The organism is Fervidibacillus halotolerans (genome assembly GCF_026547205.1).
Classification (GTDB): domain Bacteria; phylum Bacillota; class Bacilli; order Bacillales; family Caldibacillaceae; genus Fervidibacillus; species Fervidibacillus halotolerans.
Genome location: NZ_CP106877.1, coordinates 615,653 through 634,945, shown reverse-complemented (window position 1 = coordinate 634,945; position 19,293 = coordinate 615,653). Strand labels below are relative to the sequence as shown.

Annotated in this window: 18 protein-coding genes; 6 read left to right on the top strand and 12 right to left on the bottom strand. The window is 35.9% G+C overall.

The window, feature by feature from the left end; genetic code table 11:
• Positions 1 to 88: 88 nt before the first annotated feature.
• The gene (locus OE105_RS02980; protein WP_275421250.1) at positions 89 to 493 is read left to right on the top strand and encodes a hypothetical protein; all 405 of its coding nucleotides are present in this window, start codon (positions 89 to 91) and stop codon (positions 491 to 493) included.
• Positions 494 to 642: 149 nt separating this feature from the next.
• Positions 643 to 831, top strand: coding sequence for a hypothetical protein (locus tag OE105_RS02975; protein WP_275421249.1), 189 nt, complete (start codon positions 643 to 645; stop codon positions 829 to 831).
• A gap of 35 nt (positions 832 to 866) precedes the next feature.
• Here the strand turns inward: OE105_RS02975 and OE105_RS02970 are convergent, their stop codons facing one another.
• The 11 genes from OE105_RS02970 to OE105_RS02920 form a co-directional block, all read right to left on the bottom strand.
• A complete protein-coding gene (locus OE105_RS02970; RefSeq protein ID WP_275421248.1) occupies positions 867 to 1,946 on the bottom strand; it encodes an AbrB family transcriptional regulator in 1,080 nt (359 codons plus the stop codon).
• A gap of 238 nt (positions 1,947 to 2,184) precedes the next feature.
• A complete protein-coding gene (brnQ, locus tag OE105_RS02965; RefSeq protein ID WP_275421247.1) occupies positions 2,185 to 3,558 on the bottom strand; it encodes a branched-chain amino acid transport system II carrier protein in 1,374 nt (457 codons plus the stop codon).
• 538 nt (positions 3,559 to 4,096) lie between these two features.
• The gene (locus tag OE105_RS02960) at positions 4,097 to 5,044 is read right to left on the bottom strand and encodes a hexose kinase (protein WP_275421246.1); all 948 of its coding nucleotides are present in this window, start codon (positions 5,042 to 5,044) and stop codon (positions 4,097 to 4,099) included.
• A gap of 70 nt (positions 5,045 to 5,114) precedes the next feature.
• Positions 5,115 to 5,972, bottom strand: a complete 858-nt coding sequence (locus tag OE105_RS02955; protein WP_275421245.1) for a tagatose-bisphosphate aldolase subunit GatY — start codon at positions 5,970 to 5,972, stop codon at positions 5,115 to 5,117.
• A gap of 256 nt (positions 5,973 to 6,228) precedes the next feature.
• Positions 6,229 to 7,404 (bottom strand): SIS domain-containing protein, encoded by a 1,176-nt coding sequence (locus OE105_RS02950; protein WP_275421244.1) that lies wholly within the window; start codon positions 7,402 to 7,404, stop codon positions 6,229 to 6,231.
• A gap of 73 nt (positions 7,405 to 7,477) precedes the next feature.
• Positions 7,478 to 8,155: a GntR family transcriptional regulator gene (locus tag OE105_RS02945; protein ID WP_275421243.1), complete on the bottom strand. Its 678-nt coding sequence runs from the start codon at positions 8,153 to 8,155 to the stop codon at positions 7,478 to 7,480.
• A 134-nt stretch (positions 8,156 to 8,289) separates the two neighbouring features.
• Positions 8,290 to 9,105, bottom strand: a complete 816-nt coding sequence (locus tag OE105_RS02940) for a response regulator transcription factor (RefSeq protein ID WP_275421242.1) — start codon at positions 9,103 to 9,105, stop codon at positions 8,290 to 8,292.
• A 113-nt stretch (positions 9,106 to 9,218) separates the two neighbouring features.
• Positions 9,219 to 10,910, bottom strand: coding sequence for a sensor histidine kinase (locus OE105_RS02935; RefSeq protein ID WP_275421241.1), 1,692 nt, complete (start codon positions 10,908 to 10,910; stop codon positions 9,219 to 9,221).
• 109 nt (positions 10,911 to 11,019) lie between these two features.
• On the bottom strand, positions 11,020 to 12,675 hold the full coding sequence (locus tag OE105_RS02930) for an ABC transporter permease (protein ID WP_420842562.1): 1,656 nt from the start codon (positions 12,673 to 12,675) through the stop codon (positions 11,020 to 11,022).
• Entirely contained in the window at positions 12,659 to 13,771 is a 1,113-nt protein-coding gene (locus OE105_RS02925; RefSeq protein ID WP_275421239.1) for an ABC transporter ATP-binding protein, read from the bottom strand. Before OE105_RS02925 ends, OE105_RS02930 begins: the two co-directional genes overlap by 17 nt.
• 27 nt (positions 13,772 to 13,798) lie before the next feature.
• A complete protein-coding gene (locus tag OE105_RS02920) occupies positions 13,799 to 14,821 on the bottom strand; it encodes an ABC transporter substrate-binding protein (RefSeq protein WP_275421238.1) in 1,023 nt (340 codons plus the stop codon).
• A 333-nt stretch (positions 14,822 to 15,154) separates the two neighbouring features.
• Between OE105_RS02920 and OE105_RS02915 the strand changes: the two genes are divergently transcribed.
• Positions 15,155 to 16,093 (top strand): manganese-dependent inorganic pyrophosphatase, encoded by a 939-nt coding sequence (locus OE105_RS02915; RefSeq protein WP_275421237.1) that lies wholly within the window; start codon positions 15,155 to 15,157, stop codon positions 16,091 to 16,093.
• A gap of 254 nt (positions 16,094 to 16,347) precedes the next feature.
• Here OE105_RS02915 and OE105_RS02910 read toward each other — a convergent pair whose 3' ends face one another.
• Positions 16,348 to 17,220 carry a CvfB family protein gene (locus OE105_RS02910; protein ID WP_275421236.1) on the bottom strand — a complete coding sequence of 291 codons (873 nt, stop codon included), beginning with the start codon at positions 17,218 to 17,220 and terminating at the stop codon, positions 16,348 to 16,350.
• 235 nt (positions 17,221 to 17,455) lie between these two features.
• Here OE105_RS02910 and OE105_RS02905 point away from each other — a divergent pair, with 235 nt between their 5' ends.
• The 3 genes from OE105_RS02905 (at position 17,456) to OE105_RS02895 (ending at position 19,289) form a co-directional block, all read left to right on the top strand.
• Complete coding sequence (locus tag OE105_RS02905; RefSeq protein WP_275421235.1) at positions 17,456 to 17,683, top strand: hypothetical protein; 228 nt, start codon at positions 17,456 to 17,458, stop codon at positions 17,681 to 17,683.
• A gap of 186 nt (positions 17,684 to 17,869) precedes the next feature.
• Positions 17,870 to 18,595, top strand: a complete 726-nt coding sequence (locus tag OE105_RS02900) for an alpha/beta hydrolase (protein WP_275421234.1) — start codon at positions 17,870 to 17,872, stop codon at positions 18,593 to 18,595.
• 184 nt (positions 18,596 to 18,779) lie between these two features.
• Entirely contained in the window at positions 18,780 to 19,289 is a 510-nt protein-coding gene (locus OE105_RS02895; protein WP_275421233.1) for a YjcG family protein, read from the top strand.
• The last annotated feature ends 4 nt before the right edge of the window (positions 19,290 to 19,293 follow it).

Here is a 19,293-nt window from a genome sequence, read left to right as displayed (position 1 = left end):
CCCGAAACAATTTGCCTTTGCCAATCGTATAGAGGATAGGGAACTATTTTTCAACGAAAAAGAATTCCTTACTTGGAGGGTAATACATATGTGGTGGCTTATACTATCCGTATTTTTCGCTTTATCCATCGGTTATAAAATAACCAATACGATCTATACAAAACAAATTGAGCTGGCTGAATACAATAAATTATATAAATGTGATAAATGTGGGAAATTTCACAGACACTACCAAGAGCTACTTCTCCGGGAAATTGATCCAAATTACACCATTTCCACCTGCCCCATTTGTAACAACCACTCATCCCTTTACATAGGGGAAGAATATGCCTGGATGAAGACGAATCCAGAATGCCCTCAACTACGTTTACGACAGCTCCATCAATTTAAAAAGACATTGAAAAAAATCGAAACGATATCAAAGGAAGATGCTTCGATTGAAACATTCCTTTATTACTATCATCTCCTCCCTGAAAAGAAAAAACGCAAATAAAAAATGGACATTTTTTTCTAAAATATGAGCAAATACCTTTACAATTTTGTCACTAAATTTTAAAATAAAGACAAATAATAAATTAAATGTGTCGGTTATGTGTCAATAAATTGGCGGTTATTTGATTAAACGGAAAAGAGGTGGCAAAATTGAGAACATTTTTCCTGCTTTCTTTAATTTTTTCCTTTGTATTCTATGTTTTTAGTCTCAACCATTCCTATGCAATCGGCTTAATTTTCTTCGTCCTTACCCTTGTTGCACTTGCAGGAACAACGGTTGCTGAATTGTCGAAATCAAACGATACAGAAGATCCAAAATCATTAAAAACAGTACGATGACGATTTGAAATGCTGCAGTTGGTTTGCAGCATTTTTTATTTATCCATTCTTTTCTGTTCATCGTAAAGGATATATCTTTTTTTGAAAAAAATGCGTAACAGGGGGGGAATTGCCATGATGATTAAAAGAACTCGAATTAACTGTAGTGAACTGACAATCGCCGGATCACCTCCAATACTATATGCCGTTAAAACCATTTCAAATAAGCCACCAGGAGCAAAACTTAATATGGATGTTTTCATATCTAAAGAACTGAAAGAAGCCATAACTCCTCCAAAAACAAATGAAATCATAATAATGATCAAAGAAATTCCGAAATAAACAAAACCGTATTTACCCGCCTTCTTTAAATCTTCAATGAAAATATTTTTTCCGATCCCTATGCCGATGAAAATTTGACCCATATGTACAATTGGAGAAGGAATCGGGGGCAAAGAGATCGGACTAATGCTAAGAATCGCCGTTACACCAAGAGACCCGATAATGACACCCGCGGGAATCCGATTCTGTAAAAATAATGCGGTTAAAATGGGGAGAAAGAAAAAAAGATAGTTCCAACGACTCCCTTCAAAACTGGTGATTATACTTCCCTGTAGAACTTCCCCTCCCTCTCCAGAATAAAATGTCATCATAATGGAAGGTACGATAAATAAAACGGTCAACAGCCGAATCGTCTGGAAAATCGCCACATAGGAAGATTTTCCATTCAAATCTTCACTTGCGATCGTCATTTCTGAAAGACCACCGGGAATACTGGAAAAAACGCTCGTAATTTCATCGATTGGAATCCATCTCGAAACGAAGCTCCCTAATTTCATACTTGTAAAAATTAAAATGGACGTCAAAAGAAAGAATGGAATAAAATACGATTTAACCGATAGAAAAGTTTCTGTCGTAAAATACATGCCAAAATACAATCCGAGAATGATAAAGCCGATGTTTCTTAAGAAAATGGGAAAATATACTTTCTGTTTTAAAAACCCTTGCCAAATCGTCACGAAAGATAAAGCACCTAGCACCCAAGGAAGGGGTGTATGTAAAATATGAAAAACAAATCCACCTATAGATGCGGTGACCATTGTTATCATGAGTTGTAACAAACGATTCATCCCCATATTCAACGCCCCCATATAATCCCTTAAACGTTCCTACTTTTTTCACCGTTTCGAAAAAAGACTAAACAAACTATGTACTATTGTATCAAAACTTTTTTGTTATCGATATTGAAAAATATGCCGAAAATGTTGATACAGTTAGGTTTATTTTTTAATTTTTTTACACAAGAAGCGTATGGATGGATAAAAAAAAGAAGATGTCCATTGATCAGCGACATCTTCTCTTTAATCAATACAGTTAAATTTTATTGATTACTTTCCTTTCTATTCTTACATCTTGTATCTTTACAATCATTGTTGTAAAAATCATGGTAATCATCGCAGGCACGAGCCAACCGAGTCCCGCCTCATAAAAGGGTAAAATACGATTATAAAAAGACATCACTGCCTCCAACCAATCGAAATATTCCAAATGTAAAGATTTACATAGTGCCTTCAATCCATCGATGATACTTACGGCAAAGGTTACAAAAATCGTTGTAAAAAAAACGAATCGCGATGAATGAATAACAGGCGATAAAAAGGCCAAAATCATTAATACGATAGCAAGGGGATATAGAAACATCAACATCGGTATGGAATAGGATATAATTTTCGACAATCCGAAATTGGCAATGATGAAAGAAAAAATCGTAAAGAAAAACACAAAGGATTTGTATCCAACTTTCGGAAATAATTGTTCAAAATATTCACTGCAAGCAACAATTAGTCCAACACTTGTCGTCAAACAAGCGAGAATAATGACGATTGCTAAAACGACCATCCCAAAGGAACCAAAATAATGGGCAAATGCATGGCTTAAAATCGGACCACCTGTATCAAATATACCGTATTTTTCCACACTCGTTGCCCCAATATATGCGATACCTGAGTAAATTCCTCCTAATAACAATACAGCTAACAAACTCGATTTCATCGTCGTCAACAAAATACCTTTTCCAGTAGTAATCCCTAAATCGCGAATTGCTTTGATAACGACAATACCAAAAACTAAGGAAGCGAGTGCATCCATCGTATTGTAACCTTCCAAAAATCCTTTTAAAAAGGCACCGTCCATGTAGGTTCCTTGGGGATTTTGGAGCGAACCCATTGGTTTTAGAAGGGAAAGGACGATTAAAATAAAAATTAGAGCAATAATTACTGGCGCCATCCATTTTCCAATCCGATCTACAAGTTTTCCAGGGCTCAAAGATAACCACAATGTAGCAACGAAAAATAAAAAAGTAAATAATAATAAAGCCAAGGTACCTGCCCCATCGCCAATAAACGGAACAATCCCGATTTCATAAGCAACCGCTCCTGTTCTCGGTATGGCAAAAAACGGTCCAATCGTCAAATATAATAAGGCGGTAAAAAGAACACCATAAATTGGGTGGACTTTACTCGCCAATTGTTGCAAACTATCGCTTTTTGAAACGCCGATTGCCATAATCCCAACAAAGGGTAATCCAATGCCGGTAATTAAAAAACCGAGGAGTGCAATTCCCACATTCATTCCCGCATGTTGACCTAACGTGGCTGGAAATATTAAATTCCCTGCACCAAAAAATAAAGCAAAGAGCATAATTCCGATAAAAACATAAGATGTCATCGTAACATTTCGATTTTCCATTAAGAAAGATCCTCCTCATCCCAAAAAAGTCAGTTTGAAATAAATTTTAAAATTAAAAAAATTATAGATATCATATTAAAACTTTTCATTACATTATCATATTTTTTTGAAAAAATAAATAGGAAATGCTTGTCTAAGCGAAAAATCTTTTATTTTTTAACAAACGTTATATTTACAAAGAAATGAAGGGTTGTCCCCTTCACTAAATTAAAAATGATGCGAAAGATTACTTTTTCACTATAAAACGTGTCCCCCTATTTCGGAACACGTTAATAAAAGATCGAATTCAATCCTCGATAAAATAATCGGCTACGCATCCATAAGTTGGATTTAAAGGATCAAATGTGTGAAAATTTTGTACTAAATTATTTCCTAGTGAATAATGGCACTTTTTTCGATGGACAAATATGGTAAACTGTTTGCCTAAATCATTTACCGTAAAAGAGTTTATCTGACAAAATAACATTTCTATCACAATTGGATGTAAAAAGCGAATTATCATTAGCATAATCCTACTGGAGAAAAACCTCAATTTTCCTTACCGGCCCAATGATCCATCTATTCGATCGACTCGCATATTTTGGATACACCAATCAATTTTATGCAGATTAATTCGACCGGTTTCCTTTTCCATCGCATTTAACACGCCCATTGTTATTCCATATTTGATTAACGGTATATCTTCTAAGTTTTTCCTAATTCCAGAGGCAAAACCGGCCAAAACAGAGTCACCGGAACCGACTGGATTGATTACATTTACTTTCGGAGGATATACTCGATACAATGCATCCCGATGTTTAACAATGGCCCCTTCAGCACCGAGAGTAACGACAATCCATTCAATATTATTTAGAATCGGTGTTCGAATCGCTTTATAAATATCATTTTCCTTTAAAATTGGAAATCCGATAAAGTCTTCTAGTTCTTTTTTATTTGGCTTAATTAAAATTGGGTTGTATTTGCCCCCTAAGTTTTTTTGTAACAATTGGCCATTAATATCTAATAAAACCGGTATATTTTCTTTATTCGATATTTCGATTATTTTCGAGTAAAAATCATCAGGCATCCCTTTTGGGAGACTCCCTGAAACCGTAACGATGCGGAAATCATGAATGATGGAAGAAAATTTTTCTAAAAACATATTTAATTCCCTTTCGGTAATAACAGGACCCGATTCCAAAATTTCCGTTTGTTTTCCTTCATGGATTACTGCGATACAATTGCGAGTTTCTGATGAAATAGGTACAAAATCGTTTATTATTCCTTCTTTTACGATATTTTTTCTTATAAATTCACCACATTCACCGCCAAGGAAACCGGTCGCTGAAACTTTTTCCCCTAACATTTTTAATACTCGACTAACATTCAATCCCTTCCCACCTGCTGTTTTCGATATATTGTCTACTCGATTCACTTCATCCAATAAAAACGTCGGTAACATGTATCGAATATCGACAGAGGGATTCAACGTTACAGTTAAAATCATATAACTCACTCCTAATTACATATTAATTGATAAAAAAGGTGGAGATTTTTGTCCCCACCGTTTGTAAAAATTATGCTTTTCCAGCGCTTCCACACATCAAGATTTTCTCAATCGCGACATTTTTCATTTCTTGTTTTGCATGTTTCATATATTTTCTCGGATCCATTTCTTCTGGATGATTGATAAGATATTCCCGTAATCCGGAAGAAAAAGGAATCTTTAATTCGGTTGAAATATTCACCTTCGTACAGCCTAATTCAATACATTTTTGAACATCTTTTTTGGGAACGCCGGATGCACCATGTAAAACGAGAGGAACGCTAACCTTCTCCCTAATCTTCGTCAATCTTTCAAAGTCAAGTTTTGGTTCCGATTTATATAATCCGTGGGCTGTTCCAATTGCCACTGCTAGAGAGTCCACACCCGTTCGTTCGACAAATTCAACGGCTAAATCAGGATCGGTATAAGCTGAATCACAATCATCAATGATTAAATCATCTTCTTGTCCAACTAATTTTCCTAATTCAGCCTCTACCGTTGCACCGTATTTATGGGCAGTTTCTACAACCATTTTTGTAATAGAAATATTTTCTTCAAAGTTTTTTTGAGACGCATCAATCATGACAGATTTCGTTCCTAATTTTAATGATTCCTCGATCGATTCATACGTATGATGGTGATCTAAATGCAAAACGATTGGGATATCATTCAACTTTGCCGCTGTTTCTGCAATCGCTTGTATATACGCTCTACCAGCAAAATCCATCGTCCCGGGAGTCGCTGCTAAAATAACAGGAGACCGAAGTTCCACTGCTGCTTCAACAACGGTTTGTATCGTTTCTAAATTATGAATATTAAACGCTGGAACCGCATATCGTTCCTGCTGTGCTTTTCGTAAAAGATCTTTCGAATTCATTAAATAAGCCATTATTTCGTTCCCCCTAATAGTTCTTAGCTAGTACCATTTACTTATAGTTTTCACATTGAAAATTTAACCTTTTCATCTTACCATCGGTGACTACCATACGATTTACTTGAAGTCTTCCAGTTCCTAAGATTGTATTTCTCGCCATCAATTAACCAGTCGAAAGTCCCAGTTTACTTCAGTTTTGAAAACATTTTTTCTTAATTTTCTTCCTACTTTTGAAAAACAGGAGAAAATTGCAAGTTATAAAAAACTCCGATTAGTTTTCCCACGGATAAATTGTGACACCTTTCACAACACGATTTACTCTCCCTTCAGGACTGGGGTTATCTGGGGTAATACCTAGGGAAAGGGATTTTTTTAAAGCGAGTGTTTGAGCAAAAATAATATATTGAATTGTTAATAGGAAATCATTTTTCCACTTATCATTTTTCGGCTCAATCGGGATCAACCAATCTGCAAATGTCTCCATTTCTTCATCCTTTTTAGGCATCAACACAACTACTTTGGCCATTCCATCACCTTTAATTTCTCTTAACATGTCCAAATCGTATTTTTTTGTGTATTCGTCTTGGGATACAAATAGAACGACAAGCGTCTCTTCATTTAAAATCGACTTTGGTCCGTGGCGAAAACCGAGGGATGACTCATGAATCGCTACAGTCTTACCAGCCGTTAACTCAAGCATTTTTAAAGCAGCTTCATGGGATAACTGACCGAACGAGCCCGATCCTAAATATACGATTCTTTTAAAGTCGAAAGATAAAAGATCGTCCACCGTATTTGCAACAATGGGAATAATAGATTTTCCAGATTCAATAAGTCGTGCAATATCCTCATCCGTAAAAGAAGAATCGCTCGAAAACAGTAAATATGCAGCCAATGCCATTCCTGAAAAACTACTTGTCATGGCAAATCCTTTGTCATGGGCTTCATCTGGCAAAAGGAATAGAAAGCTCTTTGGATCATCAACGGTATTTTTTGCTAACTCCCCTTGTTTATTGCATGTAATAACCACTTGATACAAATCATTAATATATTCTTTTGCGATTTTTACTGCCGCCACACTTTCTGGACTGTTGCCCGATCGTGCAAAGGAGACGAGAATTGTTGGATCCGTCTCAACTAAATATTTTTTTGGAGATGCAACAATGTCGGTAGTCGGAATCGCTTCAAATTCATATTGACTTTGACCTTGACACCTTAATTCCGGGACGATAGTGTCGCCAATAAAGGCAGATGTTCCAGCCCCGGTAAAGATGATTCGTATACGCTCATGTTTTTCTATAATTTCATTCATAAACATTTTGAAAAGCTCTTTTTTGACGATAAAATCTTCGTAAACTTTCCTCCACACTTCAGGTTGTTGAACGATTTCCTTAGCTGTAAATATTCCTTTTTTCTCCGTTAACTCTTCCATTGTCAAGTTAAACATCGCTGACCCTCCATTTAATCCTTTTTTGGTAATGTTATCATAACCAGTTTGTACAAAAAAGGGGTGTATATACTTATGTTAACTCTACAGTATATACAAACTTGTCACCCCGAACTACACTTTTTGTATATTCGATCAATTCCCTGTTGGAGTAAGCAAACCGTTTAAGGAACAAGGCTGGTTGATTGGTACGACAATTTAAATATTCTGCTTCTTCTTGGCGAACGGTTGTTGCAGAAAATTGTTCAATTGCCCTCGTTACCTTCACTTGGTAATCGTGTAAGAAAATATCATACATCGGTCTTTGTACTAGGTCTGTCGCAGTTAAATGTGGAAACCATTTTTTCGGTAAAATAGTGGTTTCATACATCATCGGTTCCCCATCAGCAAGCCGTAAACGAACAATTTTAAAAACTTCCTCTTTCGGTAACAGGTTCATTTTCTCCGCTAAATATTCATCGACGGACATAATTGTAAAAGATAAAACTTTCGTCGACGGATTTTTCCCTAGTTTTTTCATTTCATCGGTAAAGCTATATAATTTAATCAACTTTTGATTGTATGATTTTGAAGCTACATACGTACCTTTTCCTTGAATCTTATAAATATATCCTTCTCGCTCCAATTCTTGTAATGCTTGGCGAACGGTGATTCGACTCGTTCCATACATTGAACATAAATCCCGTTCAGATGGCAATTGATCATGTTCTTTATAAAATTTATTTTCAATCTTTTTAATTATATCTTCCATTAACTGATAATATAAAGGAACTTTACTTCCCCTTTGTAAAATGGTAATTACCTCCTACTATAGTAGTTATTTTTGGTTATAACCACCTTCTACACTTCTAATATAAATGACATTTCTTATTTTGTAAAGGTTTTTTAAAAAAAAGATCGATTTTCATCATTCTTCGTTTTAAAATATTCCACAAAGTCGCTCGGATTCATTCCGGTATATTTTTTGAAAACTTGAATGAAATATCGATAATCACTAAATCCGACTTCCGTAGCTAAAATTGTAATTTTCATATTCCCTTTTTTTAAAATCTCCATCGCTTTATGAACCCGATATCGATTTAAAAAGTCGTTAAAAGTAATTCCTGTTTCTTCTTTAAATTTTTGATTTAAAAATGTGATGCTCATTCCGAGTGGTTCGACCAAATCGTTCATACTAATTTTTTGATCGTAATTGGATTGAATATATCGAATAATTTCCGCAACGTATTTAGAAGTTTGATTGTGTTCACGTAATAGCCATTTTTTTTGAAGTACTTCTATACTTTCTGGGTTTTTGATATTTTCTTCAACTAAACGGTAGTTTTTGCGTAATTCGACGATTGACTTTGCCCGATTTAATGCATCCACCAGTTCCGTTCGATCCACCGGTTTTAATAAATATTCAGTCACTCCAAACTTAATGGCCATTTGTGCATACTTAAAATCGTTATAACCGGATATGATTATAGTACTGAAGGAAAACTTTCCATCACAGTCCTCTAATAATTCAAGACCGTTTTTAACTGGCATATTAATATCTAAAAAAACGATATCCGGGTTACACGCCTCGATCACAGAAATTCCTTCTTCCCCGTTTTTCGCTTCCCCAACGATTGTACAATCGAGGGCTGCCCAATCGATAGAGAACTTTAATCCATTTCGAATGATGTCTTCATCTTCAATTAAAACGATTTTAAACATTTTTAACCCCCTACCTGATTTGGCATTCACTTTTGTCCTTTTGACTCGAATCCTCGATTGATTGCATTAATCGATGAACAGTTGATCGTTAAATCTGGTTTCAATTGTTGGACTCACATACTATTTTTAAATGGGAGTTTTAATATTACTTCCGTTCCTTTCCCAAAATCACTATGAATGGTAAGTCCGTAATGCTCGCCATACTGTAAAGCAAGCCGTTTATGTGCGTTTAACAAACCGATATGTTCGCCTGATTTTTTCTTACCAGAAAGAATCTTTTGAATTTCTTCCATTTTTTCCTGACTAATCCCGCTCCCGTTATCGATTACCTTTAAAAGAATTTCATTTCCCTCTTGAATCCCCTCAATCGAAATTTTTAAATGGGATTTCGTTCGATAGCCAAATTTGATCGAATTTTCAATTATTGGTTGTAACAATAATTTCGGCACGAAGGAATATTGGATAGATTCTGGCACACGGATTTCATATTCTAGCCGTTCATTGTATCGCAGTTTATGCAAACTTAAATAATCAACAATATAATCCAAATCATGCTTAAACAAAACGATTTGCTGATCTTTATTAATACTGTATCGCAACAATTTCGATAAGGTTAAGATAATATGTTCTGCCTTTTTCGTATCCATAAACATCGTATAACGAATCGTTTCTAAAGCATTAAACAAAAAATGGGGATTGAACTGGCTTTCTAAAAATTTAATTTCATTAATTCTTCGAATATTCGACAGTTCTTCATTTCGTTTCATCAATGAGTTTAAATGGTCAAGCATATTATTAAATTGGTTCGCTAATACTTCAAATTCATCCCCTGTTTTTAAATGGACATACGAATCTAGCTTCCCTTCCTTCAGGCGATTGACACCTTCCATCAACTTTTCAATCGAACGACTATTTTGGGAGGACATTTTTTCCGCCAAATAATTCAAGAAAAAATACAGGGTCAATCCGATTAAACCGGCAAATACGATGTACAAAAGGATGTATAAAGGTTCAATAATGAGCATATTCAAAGAATAAACTTTAAAAGGATACTTGTCTGTTTCAACGAGGCGAATGAAATATTTACTATTTTTTATATCGACGAATTGATCGGAAGTATAAGTAGGAATAAATTTATTAATAAAATTTTTCGCTAATCGATTTGTCGTAACGATAATATTGTTATATTGATCTGTTACAACAGAAATGTCCGAATAATCTTTGGATAATAGATCTAATAGGTCACTTTCCATCCATTGAAAAATAAGGAAACCACGGACTTCCCCTCCATATATAATCGCCTTTCCTATACTAAATACAGCCACTTCCCCGTGGGTATACGCCGTTTCTCCCGTACCAATTAAAATTTCCTCCGGATAGTTTTTTAACCTTCGGATAAAATTCGTCAAATTAAAATCTGTCGTATCATTTTCAGGGGTTTTAGATGAAAGTAGAAAATCCCCGCTGGAATCAACGAGGTGAAATACGCTGCGAATCATTTGTTCATTGTTAAAATCATAAAAGGCTTCAAAAACAAGATTGCTGTTCCTACCCGTTTGTAAATATTCCTGAACAGCTGGCAATGTTGCCATCCTTTCTACTTCAATGAGATATTCATCATATACTGTGGTAAATTCCTCATAAATTTGTTTAGATGCCTGATTCGTATCATACACAAGCTTAGCAAACAGAAAGAAAACTAAGAAAACAAAAAAGAGCAAGAACAATAAAACAACCGGTATAAAAGCATACTTAAGAAAAAGGGTTTTCGTTTCCTCTTTAAAGTTTTTTCTTTTATAAATCATAGGCGTCCATTCCTTCTGTTCTCGCTCTTTTCTATTAAACATACGTAGTCATTATTAATGTAACATATTGTGAAAAAGAAAACGTATCAAAGTTTTTTGTCGAACAATCTTAAATACTGACATCTTTTTTCCCAGTTAATTTAAAGAATATGATTAATGACACGATTGTTACGACAGATAAAATAGTTGATAAGGCCGCGGCAGTACCGTAATTTCCACGAATCACTTCCGAATATATAGCAACGGTCATCGTTTTCGTTCGAGCTGTATACAATAAAATCGATGTGCTTAATTCGCTAATAATCGTCACCCAACTCAAGATAGCTCCAGATATAACACCAGGTAACATCATCGGCAATGTAATCTTAAAGAATGTTTTAAAATTGGATGCCCCTAAACTCATCGATGCTTCTTCAATACTCGGACTAATTTGGAGAACGTTCGCTGCACTCGATCGGATCGTATACGGCAAACGCCTGATGACAAACGCAATAATCATAATGAAAGCTGTTCCACTCAATAAAATTGGTGGCTTATTAAAACTGAGCAATAAAGCAATCCCTAGTACAGATCCAGGTACGATGTAAGGAATCATCGCGATAATATCCAACAAATTTGTCATGGAATTGCGGCGACGAACGGTGACATAAGCGATTAAAATTGCTAAAAGAATGACCAATGCCAAGGCGGAAAAGCCGATCATAAAGGTATTTGCAATCGCATCGCCTCCACGTTCATAGGCCATTTTAAAACTATCGAGTGAATACCCTTTGACAAAAATTCTTCCGCTCGTTTTCAAAAAAGCGGTATACATCACATACAGTTGGGGCAAAAAGGCTAAAGCCACATATAAATACACGTAAAAATGAGCCCAGAAGTTTTTCCAACCTTTTTCCTTTTTCGCTTGAATTGGATTCAGGGAATTCATGGAAAATGCTTTTCGATTGGAAACATATTTTTGTATTAAGAAGACCGTTAAGGCTAGAATGATAACTATTACACTTATGGCAGCTGCAAATGCATCATCTCCGCCCATTTCACTAATAAACTCGTTGAAGATCAAAACCGGAATCGTTTTGTAGCCTTCTCCAATTAACATCGGCGTTCCAAAGTCTGCCAACGCACGCATAAAGACGAGTAAAGCACCAGATAACAAGGTCGGAATAAGAAGAGGAACGACGATTTTAATGATTTTTTTATACCCGACACACCCCATACTTTCAGCAGCTTCCAAAAGGGAATTATCGATGCTTTTTAACGCCCCCATCAAATAAAGGAAGATAAGGGGTGTTAATTGTAACGTTAAAACGAGGACGATTCCTGTAAAACCGTATATGTCTGGAGTTGTAATATTAAAGGTATCTTTCAAAAAATTTGTAATCGCTCCATTCCTACCTAACAACAAGATCCAAGAATACGCGCCAATAAACGGTGGACTCATCATCGAGATAACAATTAACCCTTGAAGAAATCCACTTCCTTTTATTTTTACTGTTGTCATGATATAAGCTAACGGAATGGCGATAATTGCTGAAAGGATCGTTACACTAAGGGTAACCTTTAAACTGTTAAATAACGTGCCATAATAATATTTTTTGCTAAAAAATTTTGCAAAATATTCCAACGAAAACTGGCCACTTTCCCCACCTACGACACTTTCTTTTAAGATCGTAAAAAGAGGAAAAATGAGAATAATTGCATATAATATTAAAATAGCGATCGTAATGACGGACCAAATATCCCGATTTTTATGATTTGGCATCATTGATTACACCCTTTGTTATGCTTTTTTCCGTTTCACCGTCAAAAACATTTATTTTTTCTTTTTTTACCATTAATTTTACTTCTGTACCCGGTTCCAATATTTTTTCCATTGAAGATTCTTGAATGATCTCCACTTGTTCACCGGTTTCTAATTCTACAAAATAGTGGGTATTTAAGCCAAGGAACATATTGCTAATTACCGTGCCACTCATGCCCTCTTCCGTCCGTGAAAACATGAATTCTTCCGGTCGAATCGATACTTTTACCGGAATCTTGTTGTCATTTTTTGTCACCGTAATATTGTCCATCTCGATAAAGTAGTGATCCGTCAATTGTAAAATCGTTTTTCCGTCTTTTACAACACATGTCCTGTCTAAAATATTCGTCCGACCGATAAATGATGCAACGAAAACATTTGCCGGACGGTGATAAATATTTTGAGGAGTACCGATATGTTGGATCTCTCCTAATTTCATGACTGCAATCCGGTCGGAAACAGCCATCGCCTCTTCTTGATCATGGGTTACATAAACGGTCGTAATTCCTACTTTTCTTTGAATTTCTCGGATGGCATTCCGCATTTCTACCCGCAATTTAGCGTCCAAATTGGATAACGGTTCATCCATTAATAAAACATCCGGTTCAATAACGATTGCACGGGCTAAGGCGACCCGTTGTTGTTGACCTCCAGATAAATTTTCTGGTAACCGATTTCGAAAGTTGGAAATTTGAACAACGTCTAACATCCGATCTACCCTTTGTTTGATTTCCTGTTTAGAAACTTTTCGGTTTTCCAATCCGAATGCTACATTTTTTTCCACCGTCAAATGGGGAAATACAGCATAGTTTTGGAAAACCATCCCGATATTCCGATGTTGTGGTGGTTTATTATTGATTAATTGATCATTAAAAAAAATCTCGCCACCTTCAATCGAGTTGAAGCCAGCAATCATCCGTAACAATGTTGTTTTTCCACACCCGGAAGGACCGAGCAGGGTGAAAAACTCACCCTGCCGAATCCCCATAGAGAGTGATGGAATAACTGTATTGTCTCCGTATTTTTTTACGATATTATTAAATGTAATGGAAACACTCACGTTAATCACCCTTCTATGTTTTTCAATTTACTCTTGAACATCTGTAAATACTTCAGTATATCTTTCTAAAATTTTATCCCGGTTATTTTTCACATACTCTTCATCTTCCATGATGACGTTAATTTCTTCGTAAGGTACCATATGGTCACCTACTTCTGCGTCTGCACGAAGTGGACGGTTCGTCAATTCTCCGCCAAGTGCATCTTGTGCTGCCTTACTTGTTACAAAATCGATAAATTTCTTCGCATTTTCCAAATTATTTGCACCTTTAATAATTTCAACGCCTGCATCGAGGAAGACGGTACCTTCTTCCATATAAACGACTTCAACAGGAGCTCCATCCAACACATAACTTGCTGCCGGGTCTTCATATGTTAATCCGACGACATACTCACCATCTGCAACCCCTTTATGGACAGCACCGGAAGAACTTGCTACTTTTCCATCCATAATTTCCAACAATTGTTTAACATAATCCCAAGCTTCATCGGATTCATATCCACCCATAGCTAAAAGCATGTTCGTTAAATGGGCAAAGGCTGAACTGGAACTAAGTGGATCTGCACCGATGATTTTTCCTTTCAATTCCGGATTTAATAAGTCTGCGTATCCGTTGATTTCAATATCACCGATCAAATCCGTATTTACTAAAATGACACTTCCATCTGCTGTATACGGTGTTAAAAAGCCATCGACATTTTTATGTCCTTCTAACATATCATCATTATTCACAGACACATATTCTTCAAAAAGTTCCGGATAATTCAACACTTGTGCCTTACTTCCACCGAATAAAACATCTGCATAAGGATTATCCTTTTCCGACTCCAAACGTTTAATTAATTCACCAGTACCAGCTGTTACCAATTCCACTTCAATGCCTGTTTCTTCTTCAAACATCGGAATTAACAGATTGAGCATATCTTCACTATTTGGGGTATATATAACAAGTTTATTGCTATCCCCATCTCCGTCTTCACTGTTCCCTCCACATGCAGCCAAAGACACCATTAGCAAAAGAACCATAAAGATGCTAAAAGCTTTTTTCATTTTTTGACCCTCCTGTATTGATTTATTTCTTACAAATTCATTGTATTCTTCATGTAAAAGCGCTTTCAATTACATAATTTGAAAAAATTGTTTAAAATATAAAAGTATGTGAATCATTCACATATTTTTATATATAAGACCTGTATTTTCAGACTGATTAAATAGTAGAAAAACTAACACTTGAACAGATGGAGATTGTTTCCATCTAAGTAGTCAGAAGAAAGAAAAAAATGAAAGTTTCCCTTGTTCCTTTTAAAATATTGTTAAATTTTGTCCTTTCATGTAACATAATAGTATTGAAAACTAGAATAAAATGAATTGGAGTGGGATGAAATGGAAAAAGTATTGGTTTTTGGACATAAAAATCCAGATACTGACTCCGTATGCTCGGCGATTGCCTATGCAGAATTAAAAAAAGAATTAGGAATGAACGCCGAACCCGTTCGCCTCGGTGAAGTGAATGGGGAAACGAGATATGTACTCGACTATTTTAAAATGGACGTTCCACGACTTGTGACAAATGTCACGGAGGAAACGGAAAAAGTCATTTTAGTAGATCATAATGAACGTCAACAGAGTGCAGATGATATACATAAGGCAAAAATTTTGGAAGTAATCGATCATCATCGTATTGCAAATTTCGAAACAGCAGACCCACTTTATTATCGGGCAGAACCGGTCGGCTGTACAGCAACGATTATTAAAAAAATATATAAAGAGAACAATATTCCGTTAAAAAAGGAAATTGCAGGATTGCTCCTTTCAGCAATTATTTCTGATTCTTTGTTATTTAAATCACCAACTTGTACGGATGAGGATGTACAAGCAGCGAAAGAGTTAGCCGATATTGCTGGGGTTGATTTGGAAAACTTTGGTATGGCTATGTTAAAAGCAGGGGCAAATGTGAGTGAAAAATCTGGTGAAGAAATGATTTCGTTAGATGCCAAACAATTCCAAATCGGTGATTTCCGTATTGAAATCGCCCAAATTAATACAGTCGATCCGAATGATGTGTTGGAAAAACAAGGGGAAATTGAAAAGGCAATGGAAGAAAAAATTGCTGAAAAAGAGCTTGATTTGTTCCTTTTTGTCATCACGGATATTTTAAACAGTACATCTGTCGGCTTAACGTTAGGAAAAGAACAAGAAGTGGTGGAACAAGCGTTTAATCATCCAATCGAAAATAACCGAATTCCACTTAAGGGTGTCGTTTCAAGGAAAAAACAAGTCGTTCCCGTTTTAACGAATTTATTTGAACAAAAATCCCGCTAAAAAATACAATTTGCAATAAAATAGAATCCTTCGATTGACAAATAGAGGGCTGTCCAGAAAGTACAGCCCTTTTCTTCGTAAATGAAATTCGATTGGTTTCATTTCGGTGGGGACGCTTACCGCTTGCACGGCATAGCCTTTTCGACTCGCATCTGGTGGAATCATCAGCTCGTGCTGTTCCCGCCTGTTACCGCCACACCTTCCCATTCATCAACTTAGGGACTCGTCGGAAAGCTCCTTTCTTTTCTCAATCATTATTTATCATCAACTTTTTCTACTAATTTCGTCCACCCATTCTCTTGTACGACTTTTCTTTCCTTCATTAATCTACCAATCGCCCGTTTGAATGCGGCTTTACTCATACCGAATCGTTTTTCAATATCTTCCGGATGACTTTTATCTGTATAGGGCATCGAACCACCACGTTCGATCAAATAATGATAAATGGAATCAGCATCTACGGAGATTGCTTCATAACTTCTAGGCAAAAGGGACAAGTTTACCGTTCCGTCAGATTTCACATCGATCACTCTTCCACTTACCTTCGATCCGATTCTCGGTTCCTTTTGCCTTTGACTTTCGTGAATAAATCCTCGATAACCTTCTTCCGTGATAACAAATGTACCAGATCGCAACGTTCGATAAACGATTCCCATCACATCCTTATTAAACGCATCTCGATCGGCCTTTTTAAATAACGGTTCCATATCTTTTTCACTGGCTAACTTCGCCAATAAATTTTCATATTTATCCAATTTTAATGTACAATATAACTTCCCACCTTTTGTCGGCCAAACGTCCTTCACTTTAGGTAAATCGCCTTCATGAAGCAAAATATCCCTTCCGATTCCGATGTCGATAAAAACACCGAGTCCTGGTTTTGTATCCGTTACGACACACCAACCGAATGTGCCAATTCGAACTTCAGGTATGATTTCAGTAGCTGCTAAACGACCTTCCCTGTCCCGATATAAAAATACATCGATTACTTTTCCAATTTCCAACTCGGTAACGATTTGACTTTCATGTAACAACACATCTTGTTTTCCAGTTGATAAAAAATACCCGAACGGGGCTTCCCTAACGACAGTTAATGGGACAATTTTGCCTGGGAGCAATTTTTCCATATGTAAAACCCTTCCTTCCCTTATTCTCCTATATATTTTTTCACCACAATTTCACTATTATGACATAATAATGGCAGAATCTCCATCTTCTTTTTTAATTCATCCATACAAAGTATATTTTGAAAATGTTACTTTTCCCTATCTGCATACGAAACGGAAAGAAACTGTTTATCGCTTGAAATCGAACATATATTCGTATAAAATAAAACAAAGGGTATATTAGGAGGGATTTTTCGTGTATCAATATTTCATGAAAAGCCTAGTTCATCACATCCCCTTACAAATTATTTATGTATCAAAAAAAGGTGAGTTTACCAAACGGATCATCTATGTGAAAAAAGTGAAGGAAACCTATATTTTCGCCTATTGTCTGACGAAAAGACACTATCGAAAGTTTTCGACTGAACAAATTTTAGCTGCGATCCCCTATAAAAAGAAAAAAACATTCGAGTCTGCATCATAGACTTCCTTATAACTATATTTACATTACTAAACATATCCTTTCCAATGAAGTCTTTCCATTCACCCTTTTCCACCGTCTTATGGTATGATGATTTCGTAAAAACTTGAAAAATGATCATCTATATCATTCGTCGATTCCAGTTTTCTACTTCAAGAAGACTTGTGACGGTTAGGAGGATTTGTAATAATGGAAAAAGGGCGAATGCAAGATATTACCTTTTTTAGCGATGAACTAAATGAGGACGTAGAACTCCTCGTGTACTTACCTCCCAATTATTCCGAATTTCATCCATATCCATATGTTGTGGCTCAAGATGGAAAACATTACTTCCAATTAGGTAGAATAGCCCGAACATTAGACGAATTAATTCAAAAGAACGAAATGGAACCGATTTTATTCATCGGTGTTAGCCATCATGGGGTGGAAGACCGTAGAAAAAAATATCATCCAAATGGTATAAAAAAAGATGCATATATTCGTTTTCTTGCCCATGAACTGATTCCAGTCGTGGAAAATCATTTTTCCTTGTCAAACACTGGAACAAATCGCGCCCTTGCTGGAGATTCTTTAGCAGGCTCTATTTCTTTTCTCACTGCGATGAAATACCCGAATACCTTTGGAAAATTAATGCTTCACTCCCCATATGTGAACGAAGAAATGATTCAAATTGCGAAAAATTTTGACCAATGGCACTTGTTACAAATGTATCACGTCATTGGAAGTGAGGAAAAAGAAGCATCGTTAATCGATGGTTCTACCGATGATTTTCTAACGCCGAATCAAAATCTTCAAGCAGTGATTCGACAAACTGAAGCTGAGTACTTTTTCGATATTTTTTCTGGAAACCATTCGTGGAAATACTGGCAACAGGATCTAAAACGGGGGTTGAAATATTTATTCGAAAAAAAATAGACGTGTTATCGTTTTTATCGCTCTCGTTTATATAAAAGACCGAAGAAACGAATAGCCGAGAAAAAAGAAAATTCCTTCAATTGGGGGAGAATGATATTTTTTTGCTTTTTTATTTTCATAAGTTTGTTATAATAAAAAGAACCGAAAATATTCAAATTGATTTTATAATAAAGGAGGTTGTTTCATGAAAGTAGGAATCGTCATTTTTCCTTCAAAAAAATTACAAGATTTAGCGAATTCATATAGAAAACGGTATGATCCGCACTATTCATTAATACCTCCCCATCTAACATTAAAATCCGCCTTTGAGTCGTCTGAAGAGGAATTAGGTAAAATCTCAACCGAATTAGAACGTATTTCCAAAAAATACGGTCCCTTTCCGCTGAAAACGACAAAAATTAGTTCCTTTTATCCTGTAAACAATGTGATCTTTTTTAAAGTAGAACCGGTTGCTGAACTTGAAGGATTATTTGATGACTTACATTCCAGCTTTTTCGGAAATCCACCGGAATATACTTTCGTTCCCCATATTACAATCGGTCAAAATTTGTCGAATAGTGAACATGCGGATGTGTATAGCCAGTTACGTTTATTAAAAATCGAGCACGAAGAAACGATCGATCGATTCCATCTTCTCTACCAGTTGGACAACGGCGTTTGGAACGTATACGAAACTTTTTTATTAGGGAAGTGAATCA

Bases quoted from the DNA above. Each gene is read 5' to 3' on its own strand.
- OE105_RS02980 (WP_275421250.1), top strand. From the start codon at position 89: ATGTGGTGGCTTATACTATCCGTATTTTTCGCTTTATCCATCGGTTAT.
- OE105_RS02970 (WP_275421248.1), bottom strand. From the start codon at position 1,946: ATGGGGATGAATCGTTTGTTACAACTCATGATAACAATGGTCACCGCA.
- brnQ (WP_275421247.1), bottom strand. From the start codon at position 3,558: ATGGAAAATCGAAATGTTACGATGACATCTTATGTTTTTATCGGAATT.
- OE105_RS02960 (WP_275421246.1), bottom strand. From the start codon at position 5,044: ATGATTTTAACTGTAACGTTGAATCCCTCTGTCGATATTCGATACATG.
- OE105_RS02955 (WP_275421245.1), bottom strand. From the start codon at position 5,972: ATGGCTTATTTAATGAATTCGAAAGATCTTTTACGAAAAGCACAGCAG.
- OE105_RS02950 (WP_275421244.1), bottom strand. From the start codon at position 7,404: ATGTTTAACTTGACAATGGAAGAGTTAACGGAGAAAAAAGGAATATTT.
- OE105_RS02945 (WP_275421243.1), bottom strand. From the start codon at position 8,155: ATGGAAGATATAATTAAAAAGATTGAAAATAAATTTTATAAAGAACAT.
- OE105_RS02940 (WP_275421242.1), bottom strand. From the start codon at position 9,105: ATGTTTAAAATCGTTTTAATTGAAGATGAAGACATCATTCGAAATGGA.
- OE105_RS02935 (WP_275421241.1), bottom strand. From the start codon at position 10,910: ATGATTTATAAAAGAAAAAACTTTAAAGAGGAAACGAAAACCCTTTTT.
- OE105_RS02930 (WP_420842562.1), bottom strand. From the start codon at position 12,675: ATGATGCCAAATCATAAAAATCGGGATATTTGGTCCGTCATTACGATC.
- OE105_RS02920 (WP_275421238.1), bottom strand. From the start codon at position 14,821: ATGAAAAAAGCTTTTAGCATCTTTATGGTTCTTTTGCTAATGGTGTCT.
- OE105_RS02915 (WP_275421237.1), top strand. From the start codon at position 15,155: ATGGAAAAAGTATTGGTTTTTGGACATAAAAATCCAGATACTGACTCC.
- OE105_RS02910 (WP_275421236.1), bottom strand. From the start codon at position 17,220: ATGGAAAAATTGCTCCCAGGCAAAATTGTCCCATTAACTGTCGTTAGG.
- OE105_RS02900 (WP_275421234.1), top strand. From the start codon at position 17,870: ATGGAAAAAGGGCGAATGCAAGATATTACCTTTTTTAGCGATGAACTA.
- OE105_RS02895 (WP_275421233.1), top strand. From the start codon at position 18,780: ATGAAAGTAGGAATCGTCATTTTTCCTTCAAAAAAATTACAAGATTTA.